The sequence below is a fragment of the Microbacterium aureliae genome (assembly GCF_054780155.1).
On sequence record NZ_BAAGWW010000001.1, the window covers coordinates 949,750 to 967,037 of the forward strand.

The following is a 17,288-nucleotide window of genomic DNA, read 5'->3' on the forward strand; positions in this document are numbered from 1 at the left end:
CCATGTCGATTCGCCGGCCGCCCGTTCGACGTCATAGTGAGAGGGGACGACCGGTCCCCCGCAGAACAGGAGACGACGATGAAGCACATGCTGATCATGCGAGCCACCCAGGAGGCCGTGGAGCGGTACGCCGAGATGGACTTCGAGGCCGTCATCAACGCCATGGGCGCCTACAACGAGCAGCTCATGAAGGCGGGCGTCATGGTCGGCGGCGACGGGCTCGCCCCCGAGCCGGGCTGGGTGGTCGACTTCGACGGCGAGACGCCGGTCGTCAGCGACGGCCCGTACGGCGAGGTCCACGAGCTGTTCAACGGCTTCTGGATCATCCAGACCGCGACCGCCGAAGAGGCGCTGGAATGGGCCAAGCGCTGCCCGCTCGGCCCCGGCAACCGCCTCGAGGTACGCCGTGTGACCGACGAGTCGGACTTCGCCGACCATGCCGACAACGAGTACATCCAGAAGGAGAGCGCCTGGCGCGAGGAGCTCGGCACGAAGTGACCGGCTCGACCGCGGACGAGATCCGTCGGGCGGTCGACGCGGTGTGGCGGGTGGAGGGCCTGCGGATCGTCACGGCGGTCGCCGCCCTCACCCGCGACGTCGCCCTGGCCGAGGATGTCGCCCACGAGGCCGTCCTCGAGGCGCTGGGATCGTGGACCGGCGGCATCCCCGACAATCCGGGGGCGTGGCTGACGACCGTCGCCAAGCGCCGCGTGATCGACGCGTGGCGGCGCCGTGAGCGCCTCGACGAGCGCTACGCCGCCCTCGCCCACGATCTCGAGTCGACCGCCGGGGACGACTGGGAGCTCATGGACGACGACGTGCTGCGGCTGCTGTTCACGGCGTGCCATCCCGTGCTGTCGCGGGAATCGCAGGTCGCCCTCACGCTGCGTGTCGTCGGCGGGCTGTCCACCGAAGAGATCGCCCGTGGATCCGGCCGGATCTCGCCGACGAAGCGCTGCGGCTCGGACGCCTCGTCGCCGCGCTGCTGCCGAACGAGCCCGAGCCGCTCGCCCTCGTCGCCCTCATGGAGTTCCAGCGTTCGCGCTTCGCCGCCCGCGAGTCGGCGACCGGCGACCCGGTGCTGCTGGGCGACCAGGACCGCAGCCGCTGGGATCGCGGCCAGATCGCGCGTGCGGTGATCCTGCTGGATCGGGCGGATGCCGCGGCCGCCGCCCGGGGACGCAGCCGGGGCCCGTACGCGCTGCAGGCGGCCATCGCGCGGTGTCACGCCGTAGCGCCCCGCATCGAGGACACCGACTGGGAGCGGATCGTGCTGCTGTACGAGGTCCTGGGCCGTGTCGCACCGAACCCCGTGGTCGATCTCAACCACGCCGTGGCGGTGTCGATGGCCCGCGGACCGGCCGACGCACTGGCCCTGGTGGACCGGCTGGCCGACGCGGGGGTCCTCGCCGGATCCCCGCTCCTGCGCGGCGTGCGCGGCGAGCTGCTGGCCCGGCTCGGACGCCGCGAAGAGGCCGCGGCGGAGCTTCGACGGGCCTCCGCGCTGGTCGGGAACGCGGCACGCAAGGCGACGCTGGACCGGCGCGTCGCGGAGCTCACGGAACGAAACGCGAGCCCCTGACCGGGACTTTTCGCAACCCGCGCTCACACGGGATGTCCAGGATCTGCACACGAACCGTCCAGACCGGGTCGGCAGACTCTGGGACTTGTGCCCGCGGAAGCGGGTGCGAAGCGCCGGCCCGACGGCGCGGACATCGATACGGAACCCGGTTTTTCATGCGCTCCACCACGTCTTCCTTCCTGCCCGCCCGCCGTGCTCGCCGTCTGGCCGAGCGCCGCAACCGCCGCCGCCCCCTCGTGATCGCGGCCGGCTTGGCCTTCGGCCTCACCGCCGCGACGGGCCTCGCGATCGCTCCGGCCGCGCTGGCGGCGCAGGCTCCTGCCGAGCCCTCGATGGCGCCCGCGGCATTCACGGTGCCCACTGATCCCGCACCGATCGTCACCGCGTTCGGCACCGACGCCATCTCGATCGAGGTGCGCACGGCGCTGGCCGACGCGAAGGCGGCGGTGGCGGCATCCGAGCAGATCACCGTCGAGATCGACGAGTCGGGTCTGGACGTCGGCGACGTCGACACCACGGTGGACACCGCCGAGCTCGAGGCCGCCGCCGAGCGCCTCGAGGCGGCGAAGGACATGCCCGCGCCGCTGCTTCCCGCCATCGCCGACGAGGTCTCGGAGCTCGCGTCGGCGGTCGACGGGCAGGTCGACGGTTTGCAGGCCGCCCTCGAGGACGCCGAGAAGGCCAAGGCGAAGGCCGAAGCCGAGAAGAAGGCGAAGGAGAAGGCCCGCAAGGAGGCCGAGGCCAAGGCCGCGGCCGAGCAGAAGGCCGCCGAAGAGGCCGCCGCCGCCGAGGCCGCCGCCTCGTCGTCGTCGCAGCAGCAGGCTCCCCTTCCCGCCGCGCCCGCCGGCACCGGCGGCGGCGCGAGCCCCGCCGAGGCGCAGGCCATCGCGCAGGGCATGCTCGCCGGCTACGGCTGGGGCGGCGACCAGTTCTCGTGCCTGGTGTCGCTGTGGAACAAGGAGTCCGGCTGGAACTACCAGGCGATGAACCCCTCCAGCGGCGCCTACGGCATCCCGCAGGCTCTGCCCGGCAGCAAGATGTCGACCGCCGGCGCCGACTGGCAGACCAACGCCGCCACCCAGATCTCGTGGGGTCTCGGCTACATCAGCGGCCGCTACGGCTCCCCGTGCGCCGCGTGGTCGCACTCGCAGGCGGTCAACTGGTACTGAGCCGCGGTCCGGCGCTGGCATCGCGCCGACCCCGGTAGCATCGCGCGTCGCGCCCTGGCAAGCCCCGGCGGCCAGGGCGCGACGCGCTTAACGTGGCCCGCATGACGCGATTCGGCTACACCCTGATGTCCGAGCAGAGCGGCCCGCGCGAACTCGTGCGCTACGCGCAGGCCGCCGAGCGGGCGGGCTTCGACTTCGAGGTCCAGAGCGATCACTACTCCCCGTGGCTGATGAGCCAGGGGCATTCCCCGTACGCCTGGACCGTGCTGGGCGCCGTCGCACAGGCGACCACGAGCGTCGAGCTGATGACCTACGTCACCTGCCCGACGATGCGCTACCACCCCGCCGTCGTCGCGCAGAAGGCCGCGACGCTGCAGATCCTCAGCGAGGGACGGTTCCTGCTCGGGCTGGGGTCGGGCGAGAGCCTGAACGAGCATGTCATCGGACGCGGCTGGCCGCACGTGTCCACCCGGCAGGAGATGCTGGCCGAGGCCATCGACATCATCCGCGAGCTGCAGAGCGGCGAACTCGTCACCTACAAGGGGCAGCACTTCGAGGTCGACTCGGCGCGCCTGTGGGATGTGCCCGACGCTCCCCTCGAGATCGGCGTGGCGGTCTCGGGCGAGGAGTCGATCGCGATGTTCGCGCCGCTCGGGGATCACCTGATCGCCGTGCAGCCCGACGGCGACCTCGTCGGGCAGTGGGAGGCGGCGCACGGCGAGGGGTCCCGCAAGATCGGCCAGATCCCGATCTCGTGGGATCCGGACCGGGATGCCGCCGTCGAGCGGGCGCACGAGCAGTTCCGCTGGTTCGCCGGCGGGTGGGCCGTGAACGCGGATCTGCCGACCCCGGCGGGATTCGCCGCCGCGACGCAGTTCGTCCGGCCCGACGATGTCGCCGACGCGATCGCGTGCGGCCCCGACCTCGACGAGCTCGCCGAGAGCGTGCGCCCCTACCTCGACGCGGGGTTCACCGACGTGGCGCTCGTCCAGATCGGCGACGCGCAGCAGGACCGGTTCCTGGCCGAGGCGGCCGAGCCGCTGCTCGAGCGCCTGCGCGCGCTCTGACGGATGCCGGCGCTCACACCCGGCCGGTGAGGATGAGGTTCCAGTACACCCACGGCAGCACCCACCGGTCCGCGATCCACGCCAGCCGGTTTTCGCGGTACATCCGCGGCAGGAACGGAAGTGTGGGCTTCAGGGCACCGGTGTCGTCGAACTCCGCCCACACGACGCTGTGACGCGAGACGGTGAACGGGCATACCGCGTAGCCGTCGTAGCGGGCGGTCGGCTCCTGGCCGCGCAGGACGGCGGCGAGGTTCTTCGCCAGCACGTACGTCTGCTTGCGGAGCGCTCCCCCGCACTTGCTGTTCGCGGTGGCGGCGGCGTCGCCGAGCGCCCACACGTGGGGGAAGCGCGGGTGGCGGAGCGTCTCGGTGTCGACCTCGACGAATCCCCCGGTGTCGCCGGGCGCGGCGAGCCCCGATTCCCGGAGCCACGCGGGGGCGGACTGCGGCGGCACGACGTTCAGGACGTCGTAGGGCAGTCGCTCGGTCCCGTCGGGGCCGGCGATGACGACCGCGCCGGCGACGGCATCCACTTCGATGAGTTCGCTGCGGGTGCGCAGTTCGATGCCGTATTCGGCGATCTTGCGATCCAGTTCGGCGTCGAAGGCGGGGATGCCGAAGATCGTGTCGGTGGGGACGACCATGACGACGCGGATGTCGTCCAGCACGCCGGTCCGGCGCCAGTAGTCGCACGCCTGGTACATCGGCTTCTGCGAGGCGCCCGCGCACGAGGCGGGTCCCGAGGGCTCGGTGAACACCACGGTGCCGGACCGCACGTCCCGCAGCAGCCGCGACGTCTTCGCCGCGAGGGCGTGCTCGTAGTGCGATGACACCGCCGGGGTCTGCAGGGCTGCGTCGAGGCCCGGCACGCGTTCCCAGTCGTGACGGATGCCGGGACTCACGATGACGTGGTCGAACCCGACGCGGGTGCCGTCGTCGAGCGTGACGGTCCCGGCCGCGGGGTCGATCGCCGTGACGGCGGCGCGGATCCACCGCACTCCTCGGGGGATCACGGCCGCCTGCGGACGGACGGTCTCGCTCGCTCGGGCGGTGCCGCCGGCGACGTGCGAGAACAGCGGCTGGTAGAAGTGCGTGTCGCGCGGCTCGACGAGGGCGATGTCGTCGACGCCGGCACGGCGCAGGCGCGCGGCCACCGACACCCCGCCGTTGCCGCCGCCGATCACCAGGACGCGGTGGCGGGTGGTCGTGTGCTCGGGCATACGGGCCACGGTACGACGGACCCGAGGGCGACCCCGAGGGGTTGCGGTGGGGTGAGCGTGCGGCTACGCCGGCTGCGCGGTGCGCAGGATCTTGTGCATGGGGCGGCCCTTGGCCAGCTCGTCGATCAGCTTGTCGAGGTAGCGGATCCTGCGCATGAGCGGATCCTCGATCTCTTGCACCCGCACCCCGCACACGACGCCGGTGATGAGCGCAGCGTGGGGGTTGAGGCGCGCGTCGGCGAAGAAGTCCTCGAGCGTCGTGTGCTCGTCGAGGTGACGGCGCAGGTCGTCGTCGTCGAACCCCGTGAGCCAGCGGATGATCTCGTCGACCTCGTCGCGCGTGCGGCCCTTGCGTTCGGCCTTCGTCACGTACAGCGGGTAGACCGACGCGAATGCCATGGAGAAGATCCGGTGCACCCCGCCAGGCTACTCGCGATGGCGGACGCCGTCAGGAGGGGGAAGGCCGCGAGCGCAGCTCGGACTCGTCGAAGGACAGGGAGTCCAGGGGCAGTTCGCGGTCCGCGTCCCACGGCTCCGCCCAGCCGAGCCGGTCGAAGAGGCCGTCGAGCACCATGCCGGTGAAGCCCCACACGAGGTGGTCTCCGGTGGCGTCCCGAACGAGGAATCCCGGTCCGCGCCATTCGCGGCCGTCGCGGCGGATGACGGTGACGCCCCGGTGGGCGGGGTGGAGCAGGTCGGCGACAGGTGCGCGGAAGACGGCGGACGACTCCGCCTCGTCGACGACCCCCACGGGGGACGGATGCCGCCACCAGGCGAGGACGGGTGTGACGAGGTGACCGGAATACGCCAGGGGGACGGGGTCGAGGACGCCCAGCACCTCGACACCCGCGGGGTCGAGGCCGGTCTCCTCACGCGCTTCGCGCAGGGCCGCGCCGACGGGGCCGCCGTCGGCGGCGTCGACGCGGCCGCCGGGGAAGGCGACCTGGCCGGGGTGGGAGCGCAGGGTCGTCGCCCGGGCGAGGAGCAGCACGTCCAGGTCCCGCGAGACGGCGTCGTCGGCTGCCACGTGGCCGGCCGGCACGTCGTCGAGGACGCCGAAGAGGATGAGGACCGCCGCCGGTCGCGGGTCGGGCGAGGCGGGCAGGTCGCCGACGACGCCGGTGCCCGCCGTGCGGTGCACGAGGGCGCGCAGCTCCTCTCGCGCGGACGACGGCGGGTGCTCGGCGGGCATGGATTCAGGGTACGCCGCGATGACGCGGGAGCTTCGTCTCGGTCGCTGCGCTCCCTCGCTCAGCGTCCGGTTCCCCGCGCGGCGCCCCGCCCACCCGGCCCGGGCCCCCGGCTGCGGGCGCCTCGCCCACCCCGGTCGCTGAGCGAGCGAAGCGAGACGAAGCGCTCCCGGCTGCGGGCGCCACGCCCACCCGGCCGCTGAGCGAGCGAAGCGAGACGAAGCGTGGGCTCGGTCGGCGATACTGAGGGCGTGTCCCCCTCCGTCTCCGGTGCAGCCAGGCCGCGGCTGCTCTATATCGAGGACGAGGCCGACATCGCGGGCATCGTGACCGAGGTGCTCGCCGATGAGTACGACGTCGATCACGCCTCCTCGGGCGAGGAGGGGCTGCGGCTGGCGCTCGGCCGGCGGTACGACGTGATGGTGGTCGATCGGCGGCTGCCCGGGATGTCGGGCGCGCAGCTCATCGAGGCGGTGCGCACCGCCCACCTCGCGACGCCCGCGATCATGCTGACGGCGCTCGGTGCCGTGGAGGATCGCGTGAGCGGGCTCGACGCCGGCGCGGACGACTACCTCGTCAAGCCGTTCGACTTCGCCGAGCTCCGCGCCCGGCTGCGGGCGCTGCTGCGGGGGCGCGGGGCCGGGGTCCGCCGCGAGCTGGGCGACTGGGTGTTCCTGCCGTCGGCGCAGGCGCTGTATTCGCCCGCGGACGGGCGCATTCCGCTGACGGTGGCCGAGACCGAACTGCTGGAGCTGCTGTCCTCCAGTCCGGAGCACGTGTTCTCGCGCGACGAGATCCTCGCGAGCGTGTTCCCCGGCGGCTCGGCGAACACGGTGGACACCTACGTGCACTACATCCGGCGCAAGTCGACGCCCGAGATCATCGAGACGGTGCGGGCGCGCGGCTATCGAAGCGGTCGTCCCCGATGAGTCGCGCGAAGCCGGCGGGGCCCGTCCCGGATGCCGGCGACCGCGCACGCGTGCGGCGCTCGGCGCTGCGGGTGGCGGTGTGGGTGGGGGCGGCATCCGCGGCGATCGTCGGCCTCATCACCGTGGCGACCGTGAGCGTGCTCTTCGCGACGTCGCGCCCGGACGGTCGTCCACCTCGAGAGGGCGGTCGTCCGCCCGGGCGCGTGATCGACCTGGATGACGTGGTGCCGGTGGCGATCGCGCTGGGGGTGCTGGGAGTGCTCGCGCTCGGCGTCATCGCGTGGTTCGCCGCGGCCCGTGCGGCCAGGCCCCTCGCCGAGGCGCTCGCGGTGCAGCGCGCGTTCGTCGCCGACGCCAGTCACGAGCTGCGCACGCCGCTGACGACCCTCACCAGCCGCATCCAGCTCGCGGAGCATCGCGCCGAGCGCGGCGGCGACGTGGCCGGGGCGCTCGCCGACCTGCGGCGTGATGCCGCCGCAATGGACGGCGTACTCACCGACCTGCTGCTGTCGGCCGAGTCGGCGGCGTCCGGCGGCGCAGACCGGGATGCCGCCGCCGACGTCGCCGCGAGCGCGAGCGCGACGGTGGCCGTGGTCGGCCCCGGGGCGGCGGAACGCGGCGTGACGCTGCGGGTCGAGTCGCCGGAGGGCCTGGTCGCAGCGGCCGAGCCGGCCGCGCTCACCCGCGCGCTCATCGCGCTGGCCGACAACGCGGTGCGGTACTCGCCGGCCGGGGGGACGGTGCTCGTGACCGCGCGTTCGGCGCCGGGCCGGGTCGAGGTGCGCGTGTGCGATGAGGGCCCGGGGATCACCGGCATCCCGATGGATCGTCTGTTCGACCGGTTCGCGCGCGCGGACGGCGGAACAGAGGGAGGCGGGCGGCGCGGTTTCGGCCTGGGGCTGGCCCTCGTGCGCGACATCGCGACGCGTTCCGGCGGCAGCGTCGAGGTGGAGCGCACCTCGAGCGCGGGAACGGTGTTCCTGCTGACGCTGCCGCTGCGTCGCGGGCGGGCCTGAAACGCGGCCGCGACGCCGGCTGAGGGTCTTCGATCCTGACCCTATGAACTCGCCCAGAGGGGCCGATTCTTGGTCGTTTCTGGGAAGGTCGTCGCGACAGTGACGGCATGACAGACAGCGACAAGACCCCGTCCTCCCCCCAGGATCCCCCCGCTCGATCGGAGCGTGCGGCTCCGCCCGACTCCGCTGCGGCCTCGGATGCCCCGACGACGCCGCTTCCGCCGCAGCCCACGGCAACGGCCACGCCCCCGCGGACGGCGGACACGGCCGCGCCCGCGGTGCCGCTCCATCGGCGAACGTGGGTCCGTGTGACGGCGGGGGCGGTGGCTGCGGCGCTCCTGTTCGGCGTAGGCTTCGGCACCGGCTGGGCCTCTTCGGCGGCGGCCACCACGGCGTCGCTGGTGAACTCCGGTGGTCCGTTCGGCTGGGGCGCTGACGACGACGATCAGGACGGTGATCGAGACGGTGACGGCGCGCGTCCGGGGATGCCGGGACCGGGCGAGTCCGGCCGTGGCGGTCCGCACGCCGACGGTCGTCACGGCGACGGCATGCGTGGATCGGACGACGACGACAGCGGGACCGACGACGACGGCGGGTCCGACGACGGGACCGAGGACTCCGAGTCGGGAACGGGCGCCGGCTCATGACCACCACGACCGTGCCGGCTGCGCGTGCCGTCACGCCGCCGTCGAGTGGCGCCGCCCCTGCCGTGAAGAGGCGGCGTGCCGCGGCCTGGCATGCCGGCGCGGTCGTGGTCGTCTGGGCGACGAGCCTGTTCGTGGCGGCGCTGTGGGTGGCCGGCGGCGGAGTCGATGCCGTGCTCGCCGGGGGCGGCGACGCGCTCAGCGCCCTCGGCCGGCTGACGGGGCTCGTCGCCTCGAACCTGCTGCTCTACCAGGTCCTGCTGATGGCGAGGGTGCCGCTGTTCGAGCGCGGGTTCGGCCGTGACGCGATCACGCGCATGCATCGGCTCGTCGGGTTCTGGTCGTTCTGGCTGATGCTCGCGCACATCGCCCTGCTCGCCGTGGGCTACGCCGTCGTCGCCGGGATCGATCCCCTCGCCCAGCTGTGGCAGTTCGTGTGGGACTACCCCGGGATGCTGGCGGCGACAGCCGGGACGATCCTCGTGATCGGCGTCGCGCTGACCTCGATCCGGCGAGCTCGTCGTCGCCTGCGGTACGAGTCATGGCACCTGCTGCACCTCTACGCGTACCTCGGCGTCGGGCTGGCGCTGCCGCACCAGCTGTGGACGGGCGCGGACTTCACGGCGTCGCCGGCGGCGACGGTGTACTGGTGGATGCTGTGGGGTGCGGCGGCGGGAGCCGTCGTGGTGTGGCGGATCGGCGTGCCGGTCGCGCGGTCGCTCCGCCATCGGGTCGTGGTGTCGTCGGTGATGCCCGACGGCGAAGGCGGGGTGACGGTGCGGATGCGCGGGCGACGTCTGGCGGAGCTCGGGGCTCGGCCGGGCCAGTTCTTCGTGTGGAGATTCCTCGACGGGTCAGGCTGGATGCGGGGCAACCCGTTCTCGCTCTCGGCGGCGCCGCGCGGGGACGAGTTGGCGATCTCGGCGCGCATCGTCGGCGACGGCACTGCGAGGCTCGCGACACTGAAGCCCGGGACGCCCGTCCTGTTCGAGGGACCATACGGCACGATGACCGGCGATCGACGCGAGGGGCGGAAGCTGCTCCTGGTGGGTGCCGGAGCGGGTGTCGCTCCCCTCGTCTCGCTGCTCGAGGGCGAGTCGTACGGAACCGGTGACGCGATCCTGGTGACCAGGGACTCCACCAAGGGTGCGGCGCTCCGTGCGGACGCGATCGCGCGGATCGTGCGGGACCGCGGGGCGCGGTACGTCCCGCTGCCCGGCCGCCGGGCGCGTGCGTCGGCGAGCTGGCTGCCCGAGTCGCACGCGTCGTGGCACGGGGCCGATGTCTTCCGGTACCTGGCGGACGACCTCGCCGAGTACGACGCGTTCGTGTGCGGCCCACCCGCGTGGATGGGCGCCGTCGTCCGGGATCTTCGCGAGGCCGGCATCCGTCAGGACCGCATCCACACCGAGAACTTCTCGGTCTGAGGGAGGGAGTGGGATGAAGAGGATCCTGTACGCCGTGCTGGCGACCGTGAGCGGCGTGGTGCTGCTGTTCGGGTACCGCGCGTCTCATATCGAGACGGGTGATGGAGCGGCGAGCGCGGACATGGCGTCGTCCGCGGGGACAGCGGGCGCGGCATCCGGCGTTGCGTCGGCCGGATCGACGGCCGCGAACTCTGACGGGTCGTCCGGCGGAACGGCCGGCGACGCGTCCGACGCGTCGTCGGGCGCATCGGCGGGGCTCGCGGACGGGACCTACACCGGGGCGGCCGCGAGCACGCGGTATGGGCCGGTGCAGGTGCAGATCACGGTGGCGGGCGGGGTGGTCACCGAGGTGCAGGTGCCGGAGTATCCGTCGAGCAACGGCCGGGACCGTCAGATCAACCAGCGTGCGCTGCCGGTGCTGGTCTCCGAGACGCTGGACGCCCAGAGCGCCGGCATCGACATGGTCTCGGGCGCGACGTACACCAGCGAGGGATACGTGCGCTCGCTGCAGAGCGCCCTGGACGAGGCACGGCCGTGATCGAGCCCCGCCGCCACGTGCGCGTCGAGCACATCATGGGGACTGCGATCAGCATCCAGGTGATCGGCGACGTCCGCGACGGCGTGCTCGAGGCGGCAGCGGAAGCCTGCTTCGCGGACCTTCGTCGAGCCGACCGCGTGTTCTCGCCGTTTCGCGACGACTCGGACATCCTGCGGTTGGCGCGGGGCGAGCTCGCCGACGCGGCGGCCGACCCCTGGGTCGGGCAGGTCGCGGAGGCGTGCGAGCGCGCGCAGGCCGAGACCGGGGGACTTTTCACGGCGTGGTGGTCGGGGGTGTTCGATCCGACCGGACTCGTGAAGGGGTGGGCGGTGGAGCGGGCGGCGCGCGCGCACCTGGCGCCGCTGGTCGGGGAGCGTGGAGTCCTCGCGGCGGGGATCAACGCCGGCGGCGACATGCAGCTGTTCACGGCGGCGGATGCGGAGTGGGTGTGGCGGGTCGGGATCGCGGATCCGACCGCGGGTCCGGCGAGGACGTTCGCGACCGTCGAGGTGCGGGAGGGCGGCGTGGCGACGTCGGGATCCGCGGAGCGGGGGGCGCACGTGGTCGACCCGCGCTCCGGCCGACCGGCGCGCGGCGTCGCGTCGGCGACGGTCGTGTCGTCGAGTCTCACACACGCGGACGTCTGGGCGACCGCCGCCGTGGCAGCGGGGTTCGACGATCGGGCGTGGATCTGGCGTGCGGGAGAGAGCACCGGCATCCTGTTGACCGACGACGGGCGCGTGTGCCGCTGGATCGACGGCGTCGAGGTGCACGCGCACGCCCCCGGCCCCGCAGCGGATTTCGATACGCCGGCTGCGCCGGCTACTCAATCACCGGCGGTCCGACCGCTGAGCGAGCGCGCTTCTCCCGGTCGCTGAGCGAGCGCAGCGAGACGAAGCGTCCCCCGGCCCCGCGGCGGATTTCGATACGCCGGCTGCGCCGGCTACTCAATCACCGGCGGTCCCACCGCTGAGCGAGCGCAGCGAGACGAAGCGTCAGAAAGGCGCGGGATCCGGCTCAGGTTCGGGGATGCGTTCCGGGCGGAACACCGGGACCCGCCGCTCCGGTTCGACGAGGTAGGTCCGGCCTATCGGCGACCGCCATTCCAGCACGCCGCCGGCGAGCTGAGTCACGCGCCAGTTCCCGTGGGTCTTCACGATGTGGTGGTTCTTGCAGAGCGGACCCAGGTTGCTCAGCCCGGTGTGGCCACCTGCCGACCACGCCAGCGTGTGGTCGATCTCGCACCGTGACGCCGGCATGTTGCATCCGGGCGCGAGACACCGGTCCGCGCGCCACTTCACGAGCCGTCGCAGCGACTCCGGCGGAGAGTAATGGTCACGGCCGACCGAGAGGACCATGCCTGTCTCAGGGTGGGTGAGCACCCGCATCCACCCCGATGCTCCGGCGCACAGCCGGCGCGCGGTCTCGATCGGCACCGGCCCGGTCCCCTCGACGACCGGAGCGTCGGATGCTGCGGCGTGCTCGTCGTCCAAGAGAGCGAGGGCGGGCACGGTCACCATCACCTGCGCACGGATCCCCCGGGCCTGCTCGGGGTGCTGCGGCACCTGCCCGTCGATCAGCAGGTCGCCGATGACGTCCGCGCGGATCTGATCCAGCGTCCGGGTCTCGCCGTCGGCGGCCTCGATCACCTTCCCCATGCGCGTCGCACGGTCGAACGCCGCCTGGGTGTCCACGACGGGTGCGTAGACATGAAGCCACCCCATGCCGTCGCCGGCGTTCTCGTGCCTCACGTGACGATGACCGATCAGGCGCTCGTGGCGTGCCGCCAGGGACTCGGCTCGGACGTCGTCGATGCGCCTGCGCAGCAGCCGTCGGAATGTCCCGACCGGATGCCGCTCCGCCAGGCGCAGCGCCTCGGCGGCGAGCCCGGTCGCGACCTCGGCCTCGACTTCCGTCAGCAGCGACACCATCGCGCGGGCGTGCTGCTCGGTGATGTTCGCGCGCATGAGGGACGTCAGCGCGTCGGGGAAGCGATGAACGAGGGACTCGGCCAACTCCATGAGCTCCTGCGCGGCGTGCTCGCTGATCCGCAGGCCGGCCACCAGCTCCAGCCGCACCGACCGCGCGATCACGTCCGAGAGCGCGCGACCGTTCGCGCCGGCGTGCGAGATGCGCACCTGCAGCAGGCGATCGACCGCCATCAGCCGCTGCGCGAACGAGGACGACAGCACGGCCGTGCACTCCATCACGAGGTCGAGTTCGTCGGGACCCGACCACTCCGCGGAGCGCTCGGTCTCGACCGGATCGAGCGGCAGCATGATCGCGTCGTCGAACCAGTCCGGGGGTTCGTCGGGATCGAACAGATGATCGGGTGTCATGGTTCCACGATAGGGAGGGGGTCCCACATTGTGATCGATACGGCAGGTCCCCGCAGGTGCGGGGATTTCGGTACGCCGGCTGCGCCGACTACTCAATCGCCGGGAAACGGGATCCCCGGCGCCACCTTCACCCCGGACGCTGCGCGAGCGCAGCGAGACGAAGCGCCGCGCCGACCCGGTCAACCGCGGAAGAACACCTCGGCCACGCGCGACAGGTCCCACAGGTCGCTCACGCCGGCGAGCTCGCGCGCCGAGTGCATCGACAGGATCGGGATGCCGATGTCCACCGTCCGGATCCCCAGGCGCGTCGCCGTGATGGGCCCGATCGTCGAACCGCACGGTACGGCGTTGTTCGAGACGAACTCCTGGGTGGCGACGCCGGCCGTCGCGCACCACGCGCTCCAGGCGGCCGCACCGGCGGCATCCGTCGCGTAGCGCTGGTTGGCGTTGATCTTGAGGATGGGTCCCGAACCGAGCAGCGGCTGGACGACCGGATCGTGCTTGTCGGCGAAGTTCGGGTGCACGGAGTGGCCGACGTCGCTCGAGACGCACCACGACGCGTCCAGCGCCCGCAGCTGCTCGACGCGATCGGCGCCGAGCGACAGCCACACCCGCTCCAGCACGTCCGACAGGAACGGCCCGGCCGCCCCGGATCGCGTCGCCGAACCGACCTCCTCGTGGTCGAACACCGCCAGCATGGGGATGTGGTCCGCGTCGAAGTCGTCGGCCGCACGCTCCATCGCCACGACGCCCGCGTGCACCGACGCAAGGTCGTCGAGCCGGCCGGCCGCGAAGAACACGTCGTCGAGCCCGAAGGTGGCGCCGCGCGCAGCATCCGCCGTCACGATGTCGTAGCCCCGGATCCGCGCCGCATCGACACCGGCGCCCCGCGCGAGCTCGGCGAGCAGGTCGGCCGAGGCCGCCTCGCCGAGTCCCCACACGGGCTGCGTGTGCAGCTGCTTGTGCAGCGCGAGGTGATCGTTCGCCTCGCGGTCGAGGTGGATCGCCAGCTGCGGAAGACGCAGCAGCGGTCCGGTCGCGGCGAGCACGGCCGTGCCGTCATCGAGCACGAGCCGGCCGGCCAGCCGCAGCTCGCGGTCCAGCCACGAGTTCAGCAGCGGCCCGCCGTAGATCTCGACGCCCGCCTGCAGCCAGCCCCGTGCGCCGGTCGTCGGCTTGGGCTTGAGCTTGAAGCCGGGCGAGTCGCTGTGCGCGCCGAACACCCGCACGGGCGTCGTCCCCCGCGCACCCGTCGGCACGATCCAGGCGATGACGGCGCCGTCGCGGACGACGACGAAGCGCCCTCCCGGCGCCTGCGGCCAGGCCTCGCCCTCGTCCAGGCGCGTGAAGCCCGCCGCGGCGAGCCGCGTCGCCACCTCTGCGGCGGCGTGGAAGCTCGACGGCGACGCCTCGACGAAGGCGGCCAGATCGTCGGCGTGGGCGAGGGACTCGGATGCAGCGGGCACGTCAGGACTCCTCGTCGGGCGGGGTGGGCGGTCCTTCGATCGTAGGCGGATGCCGCGACACGCCGCCTCGCGTGCATCGCGGGTCCGCCCGGAGCAGACTGACCGTACCGCGAACGAAGGGACCCGCCGTGGACAGCCTGAATCTCACCGGACTCGTCACCGCCCTGCGGGAGGAGGCGCGGGCGGCGACCACCGGACGCGCCGCACGCACCGTCTTCGGCGGCCGGGAGCATCGCCTGCGGCAGACGGTCATGGCGCTCACGGCCGGAACCGGCACGGGCGAGCACGAGAGCCCCGGCGAGGCGACGTTGCAGGTGCTTTCGGGCACGGTGCGCGTGAGCGCCGGCGATGAGACGTGGGAGGGCGCGGCCGGCGACCACCTGGCCCTCCCCCGCGCCCGGCACAGCCTCGACGCCCTCACGGACGCCGTCGTCATCCTCACCGTCGCCACCGTCTGAGGGCGCGCGTCGGCTCCTCCCCAGCCCCGTCCCGGACCCCGGGTGTCCACAGGCGGCGGGTGGCCGGCGATGCCGCCCCGACGGCTGGCTAGCGTTCCGGCATGCGAAACCCCCGACTCAGACACGTCCATCGCCTGCGCCTGTCGATCCTCGGCGTCGGCGACACCACCGCGTGGCGCGAGGCCGACGTCGACGAAGAAGTCACGCTCGCGGATCTGCGCGTCGCGATCCGTGCCATGTTCGACGGACCCGAGTGCCGTCATCACGTCTTCGCCGAGGAGCCGGGAGCGTCGTGGTCTCCGGCGCGACGCCGCTGGGGCGACCGGTGGACCATGATCGACTTCCGCGACCCGACCGTCATCGACGAGACGACCGCGCGCGTCGGCACGGTGCTGCGCGACGCGCCGCTGCTGCTCTCGCACACGTGCGACGGCGAGTGGACGGTCCTGATCGATCGCGGGGCGAGCGACGTGGTGCCCGCCACCGAGCCGGAGGTGCGCGTCGTCGCAGCCGAAGGGGCCGCGCCGTTCGCGTGCTCCCGCGGCTCCTTCGAGCTCGAGGTGCTGCACGGGATCCTCGCCGACCCGGCGCACCCCGCTCACGCCGACCTGGCTGCGCGGCTCGAGTGGACGTACGGCCCGTGGTCGTCGTATTCCGCGGATCATGTCGACGTCGCGGCGCTGCAGCGGCAGGTCGACCGCGCGCTCGTGCCCGCGCGTCACGCCGGGCCGCTCGACCGCATCGTCGGCTCGCTCCCCCACCGGGCGCGTACCGGAGCCCGCACCCACATCGAGGCCACGGGCCTGCATCTTCCTCCCGCGATCACCGAAGAGGACGCCGAGTCCCTCACCGGCGACCTGCGATGGCTCCTCCTGCGCATCGGCATGGACGGCGTCCCGGCCCGCGCCGGCGACGTCGACCCGGGGGCGGTCGCCGAGCTCTCGCACGACCGCAACTGCACGCCCGCCCGCGTCGCCGCGCTCTTCGCGGTCGCCCGCCGGATGCGCCTCGTCTACAACCGCCTCGGGCGGCTCCGCGCCAAGAAGGACGTGCTCGCCCGCATCGAGTCGCCGACCGGCATGTGGTCGGTGGTCGCTGCGGCACTCCCCGGCAGGTACGACACGGCAGCCGACCTGCTGCTGCTCGCGGTCGCCGACGGCAGCATCGGCGACGCCCGCACGGGCCTCCTCCCGGCCTCACGCGCCCTCGCCCTCGCCGACGCCGGCGATCGCCGCGAGCGCGCGCGGTACGGCCTCGGCGATGTCGGAGCCTATGGCGAGCCCGACCCGTGCGACACCCGCTGCGACTGCCCCGTCATCGCCGGGTCGACGTGGCACGACGTCGTCGCGCAGGCGATTCAGGATGCCGCGGCCGCCGCCGCCGTCGACGGCGCCCGCACGGTCGCCTCACTTGTCGGACCCGACGCACGGCACGCCGCCGCGGTGCCCGCCGAGTGGGTGTGGCACACGTCCGCGCCCGACGACGACCCGTACGGGTGGCCGGCGACGCCACGGCACGCGGGCTGGGGAGCCGGCGTGAGGACCGTCGGCCTCGAGGCCGAGCTGCTGCAGCGCACCGTCGAACTGCGCGAGGTGCTCACCGCGCTGGGCCTCGAGCGCAGGGACGACGGCGGCTGGCTCGTCCCCGACCTGCTGCGCGAGCTGGCGCGCACGGCGCTCGGGACGCGGGGAGCGCACCGCTACGGCGGCTCCTCGTTCTGACGGACCCTCGTTCGGCGACGGTTGCGGGGGGCCTGCAGGATGTCTGAGCTTCCGCGGTCAGCGGCGGGCGCGCCCGGTCGCCCGCGGTCGCCGCCCGCGCCGCACGAGCGTCGCGACGACCCGCCAGCCCACGAGGAATGCACCCAGCACCGCGGCCGCGACGGCGACGAACGAGACCTGCACGCCTTGGTCGACCAGCGCCCGCAGGATCATGCCGCCGGCGACCGTCACCAACCACACCATCGCGCCGGTCCGGACGGGCGCGAAGGGTCGCCGCCATGCGGCCGTCACGATCCACCCGACGGCGAGCGCCGTGAGGAACGGCCACGCCGTGCTCCACAGACCCGCGAGGACGTCCTCGCGGTGACTGACTCGTCCGGTTCCTGCGAACAGCAGCACGAGCGCGGCGTCGATCGCGAGTGCAGACGCGACGCCTCGTCCCGTCGCGCGGCCCGTCACGCGTCCCGTCGCGCGGCCGGTCGCGTGAGAAGAGGCGGACTCGTGCGGGGTCATGACTCCCCAG

18 protein-coding genes and 1 pseudogene are annotated in these 17,288 nt (G+C 73.1%); 13 read left to right on the forward strand and 6 right to left on the reverse strand.

Going from position 1 to position 17,288, the window contains the following annotated elements; all coding sequences use genetic code 11:
• Nucleotides 1-78 precede the first annotated feature (78 nt).
• The 5 genes and pseudogenes from ACYVF4_RS04620 (at nucleotide 79) to ACYVF4_RS04640 (ending at nucleotide 3,818) form a co-directional block, all read left to right on the forward strand.
• Nucleotides 79-498: a YciI family protein gene (locus ACYVF4_RS04620; RefSeq protein WP_460720180.1), complete on the forward strand. Its 420-nt coding sequence runs from the start codon at nucleotides 79-81 to the stop codon at nucleotides 496-498.
• A 50-nt stretch (nucleotides 499-548) separates the two neighbouring features.
• Nucleotides 549-680: pseudogene (locus tag ACYVF4_RS04625) on the forward strand (RNA polymerase subunit sigma-24); the annotation flags it as partial.
• Between the two features lie 161 nt (nucleotides 681-841).
• Entirely contained in the window at nucleotides 842-1,582 is a 741-nt protein-coding gene (locus ACYVF4_RS04630; RefSeq protein ID WP_460720182.1) for an RNA polymerase sigma factor, read from the forward strand.
• Nucleotides 1,583-1,737: 155 nt separating this feature from the next.
• Nucleotides 1,738-2,751, forward strand: coding sequence for an aggregation-promoting factor C-terminal-like domain-containing protein (locus tag ACYVF4_RS04635; protein ID WP_460720184.1), 1,014 nt, complete (start codon nucleotides 1,738-1,740; stop codon nucleotides 2,749-2,751).
• Nucleotides 2,752-2,852: 101 nt separating this feature from the next.
• Nucleotides 2,853-3,818 (forward strand): LLM class F420-dependent oxidoreductase, encoded by a 966-nt coding sequence (locus ACYVF4_RS04640; protein ID WP_460720186.1) that lies wholly within the window; start codon nucleotides 2,853-2,855, stop codon nucleotides 3,816-3,818.
• A 13-nt stretch (nucleotides 3,819-3,831) separates the two neighbouring features.
• On the opposite strand, the gene ACYVF4_RS04645 is transcribed toward ACYVF4_RS04640, so the two are convergent.
• The 3 genes from ACYVF4_RS04645 to ACYVF4_RS04655 all read right to left on the reverse strand — a co-directional run bounded on the left by ACYVF4_RS04645 (nucleotide 3,832) and on the right by ACYVF4_RS04655 (nucleotide 6,229).
• Nucleotides 3,832-5,037 carry an NAD(P)/FAD-dependent oxidoreductase gene (locus ACYVF4_RS04645; protein ID WP_460720188.1) on the reverse strand — a complete coding sequence of 402 codons (1,206 nt, stop codon included), beginning with the start codon at nucleotides 5,035-5,037 and terminating at the stop codon, nucleotides 3,832-3,834.
• A 63-nt stretch (nucleotides 5,038-5,100) separates the two neighbouring features.
• Nucleotides 5,101-5,454, reverse strand: a complete 354-nt coding sequence (locus ACYVF4_RS04650; protein WP_460720190.1) for a DUF2200 domain-containing protein — start codon at nucleotides 5,452-5,454, stop codon at nucleotides 5,101-5,103.
• 31 nt (nucleotides 5,455-5,485) lie between these two features.
• Nucleotides 5,486-6,229 (reverse strand): NUDIX hydrolase, encoded by a 744-nt coding sequence (locus tag ACYVF4_RS04655; protein WP_460720192.1) that lies wholly within the window; start codon nucleotides 6,227-6,229, stop codon nucleotides 5,486-5,488.
• A gap of 249 nt (nucleotides 6,230-6,478) precedes the next feature.
• Between ACYVF4_RS04655 and ACYVF4_RS04660 the strand changes: the two genes are divergently transcribed.
• The 6 genes from ACYVF4_RS04660 (at nucleotide 6,479) to ACYVF4_RS04685 (ending at nucleotide 11,659) form a co-directional block, all read left to right on the forward strand.
• Entirely contained in the window at nucleotides 6,479-7,156 is a 678-nt protein-coding gene (locus ACYVF4_RS04660; RefSeq protein WP_460720194.1) for a response regulator transcription factor, read from the forward strand.
• Complete coding sequence (locus ACYVF4_RS04665) at nucleotides 7,153-8,172, forward strand: sensor histidine kinase (RefSeq protein WP_460720196.1); 1,020 nt, start codon at nucleotides 7,153-7,155, stop codon at nucleotides 8,170-8,172. The genes ACYVF4_RS04660 and ACYVF4_RS04665 overlap by 4 nt, the downstream gene beginning before the upstream one ends.
• Nucleotides 8,173-8,495: 323 nt before the next feature.
• On the forward strand, nucleotides 8,496-8,819 hold the full coding sequence (locus ACYVF4_RS04670; RefSeq protein ID WP_460720198.1) for a hypothetical protein: 324 nt from the start codon (nucleotides 8,496-8,498) through the stop codon (nucleotides 8,817-8,819).
• Entirely contained in the window at nucleotides 8,816-10,243 is a 1,428-nt protein-coding gene (locus tag ACYVF4_RS04675; RefSeq protein ID WP_460720200.1) for a ferredoxin reductase family protein, read from the forward strand. Before ACYVF4_RS04670 ends, ACYVF4_RS04675 begins: the two co-directional genes overlap by 4 nt.
• Before the next feature lie 13 nt (nucleotides 10,244-10,256).
• Nucleotides 10,257-10,781, forward strand: a complete 525-nt coding sequence (locus ACYVF4_RS04680; protein ID WP_460720202.1) for an FMN-binding protein — start codon at nucleotides 10,257-10,259, stop codon at nucleotides 10,779-10,781.
• Nucleotides 10,778-11,659: an FAD:protein FMN transferase gene (locus tag ACYVF4_RS04685; RefSeq protein WP_460720204.1), complete on the forward strand. Its 882-nt coding sequence runs from the start codon at nucleotides 10,778-10,780 to the stop codon at nucleotides 11,657-11,659. The genes ACYVF4_RS04680 and ACYVF4_RS04685 overlap by 4 nt, the downstream gene beginning before the upstream one ends.
• Before the next feature lie 117 nt (nucleotides 11,660-11,776).
• On the opposite strand, the gene ACYVF4_RS04690 is transcribed toward ACYVF4_RS04685, so the two are convergent.
• On the reverse strand, nucleotides 11,777-13,120 hold the full coding sequence (locus tag ACYVF4_RS04690; protein ID WP_460720206.1) for an HNH endonuclease signature motif containing protein: 1,344 nt from the start codon (nucleotides 13,118-13,120) through the stop codon (nucleotides 11,777-11,779).
• Nucleotides 13,121-13,299: 179 nt separating this feature from the next.
• Entirely contained in the window at nucleotides 13,300-14,586 is a 1,287-nt protein-coding gene (locus ACYVF4_RS04695) for a M18 family aminopeptidase (protein ID WP_460720208.1), read from the reverse strand.
• Nucleotides 14,587-14,714: 128 nt separating this feature from the next.
• Here ACYVF4_RS04695 and ACYVF4_RS04700 point away from each other — a divergent pair, with 128 nt between their 5' ends.
• Nucleotides 14,715-15,044 carry a cupin domain-containing protein gene (locus ACYVF4_RS04700; protein WP_460720210.1) on the forward strand — a complete coding sequence of 110 codons (330 nt, stop codon included), beginning with the start codon at nucleotides 14,715-14,717 and terminating at the stop codon, nucleotides 15,042-15,044.
• Nucleotides 15,045-15,145: 101 nt separating this feature from the next.
• A complete protein-coding gene (locus tag ACYVF4_RS04705; protein WP_460720212.1) occupies nucleotides 15,146-16,765 on the forward strand; it encodes an IS1096 element passenger TnpR family protein in 1,620 nt (539 codons plus the stop codon).
• A gap of 57 nt (nucleotides 16,766-16,822) precedes the next feature.
• On the opposite strand, the gene ACYVF4_RS04710 is transcribed toward ACYVF4_RS04705, so the two are convergent.
• A complete protein-coding gene (locus tag ACYVF4_RS04710) occupies nucleotides 16,823-17,278 on the reverse strand; it encodes a DUF3054 domain-containing protein (RefSeq protein WP_460720214.1) in 456 nt (151 codons plus the stop codon).
• Between the last annotated feature and the right edge of the window lie 10 nt (nucleotides 17,279-17,288).

Coding starts and splice junctions, on each gene's coding strand:
- ACYVF4_RS04620 (WP_460720180.1), top strand. CDS start 79: ATGAAGCACATGCTGATCATGCGAGCCACCCAGGAGGCCGTGGAGCGG.
- ACYVF4_RS04635 (WP_460720184.1), top strand. CDS start 1,738: ATGCGCTCCACCACGTCTTCCTTCCTGCCCGCCCGCCGTGCTCGCCGT.
- ACYVF4_RS04640 (WP_460720186.1), top strand. CDS start 2,853: ATGACGCGATTCGGCTACACCCTGATGTCCGAGCAGAGCGGCCCGCGC.
- ACYVF4_RS04645 (WP_460720188.1), bottom strand. CDS start 5,037: ATGCCCGAGCACACGACCACCCGCCACCGCGTCCTGGTGATCGGCGGC.
- ACYVF4_RS04655 (WP_460720192.1), bottom strand. CDS start 6,229: ATGCCCGCCGAGCACCCGCCGTCGTCCGCGCGAGAGGAGCTGCGCGCC.
- ACYVF4_RS04665 (WP_460720196.1), top strand. CDS start 7,153: ATGAGTCGCGCGAAGCCGGCGGGGCCCGTCCCGGATGCCGGCGACCGC.
- ACYVF4_RS04675 (WP_460720200.1), top strand. CDS start 8,816: ATGACCACCACGACCGTGCCGGCTGCGCGTGCCGTCACGCCGCCGTCG.
- ACYVF4_RS04680 (WP_460720202.1), top strand. CDS start 10,257: ATGAAGAGGATCCTGTACGCCGTGCTGGCGACCGTGAGCGGCGTGGTG.
- ACYVF4_RS04690 (WP_460720206.1), bottom strand. CDS start 13,120: ATGACACCCGATCATCTGTTCGATCCCGACGAACCCCCGGACTGGTTC.
- ACYVF4_RS04705 (WP_460720212.1), top strand. CDS start 15,146: ATGCGAAACCCCCGACTCAGACACGTCCATCGCCTGCGCCTGTCGATC.
- ACYVF4_RS04710 (WP_460720214.1), bottom strand. CDS start 17,278: ATGACCCCGCACGAGTCCGCCTCTTCTCACGCGACCGGCCGCGCGACG.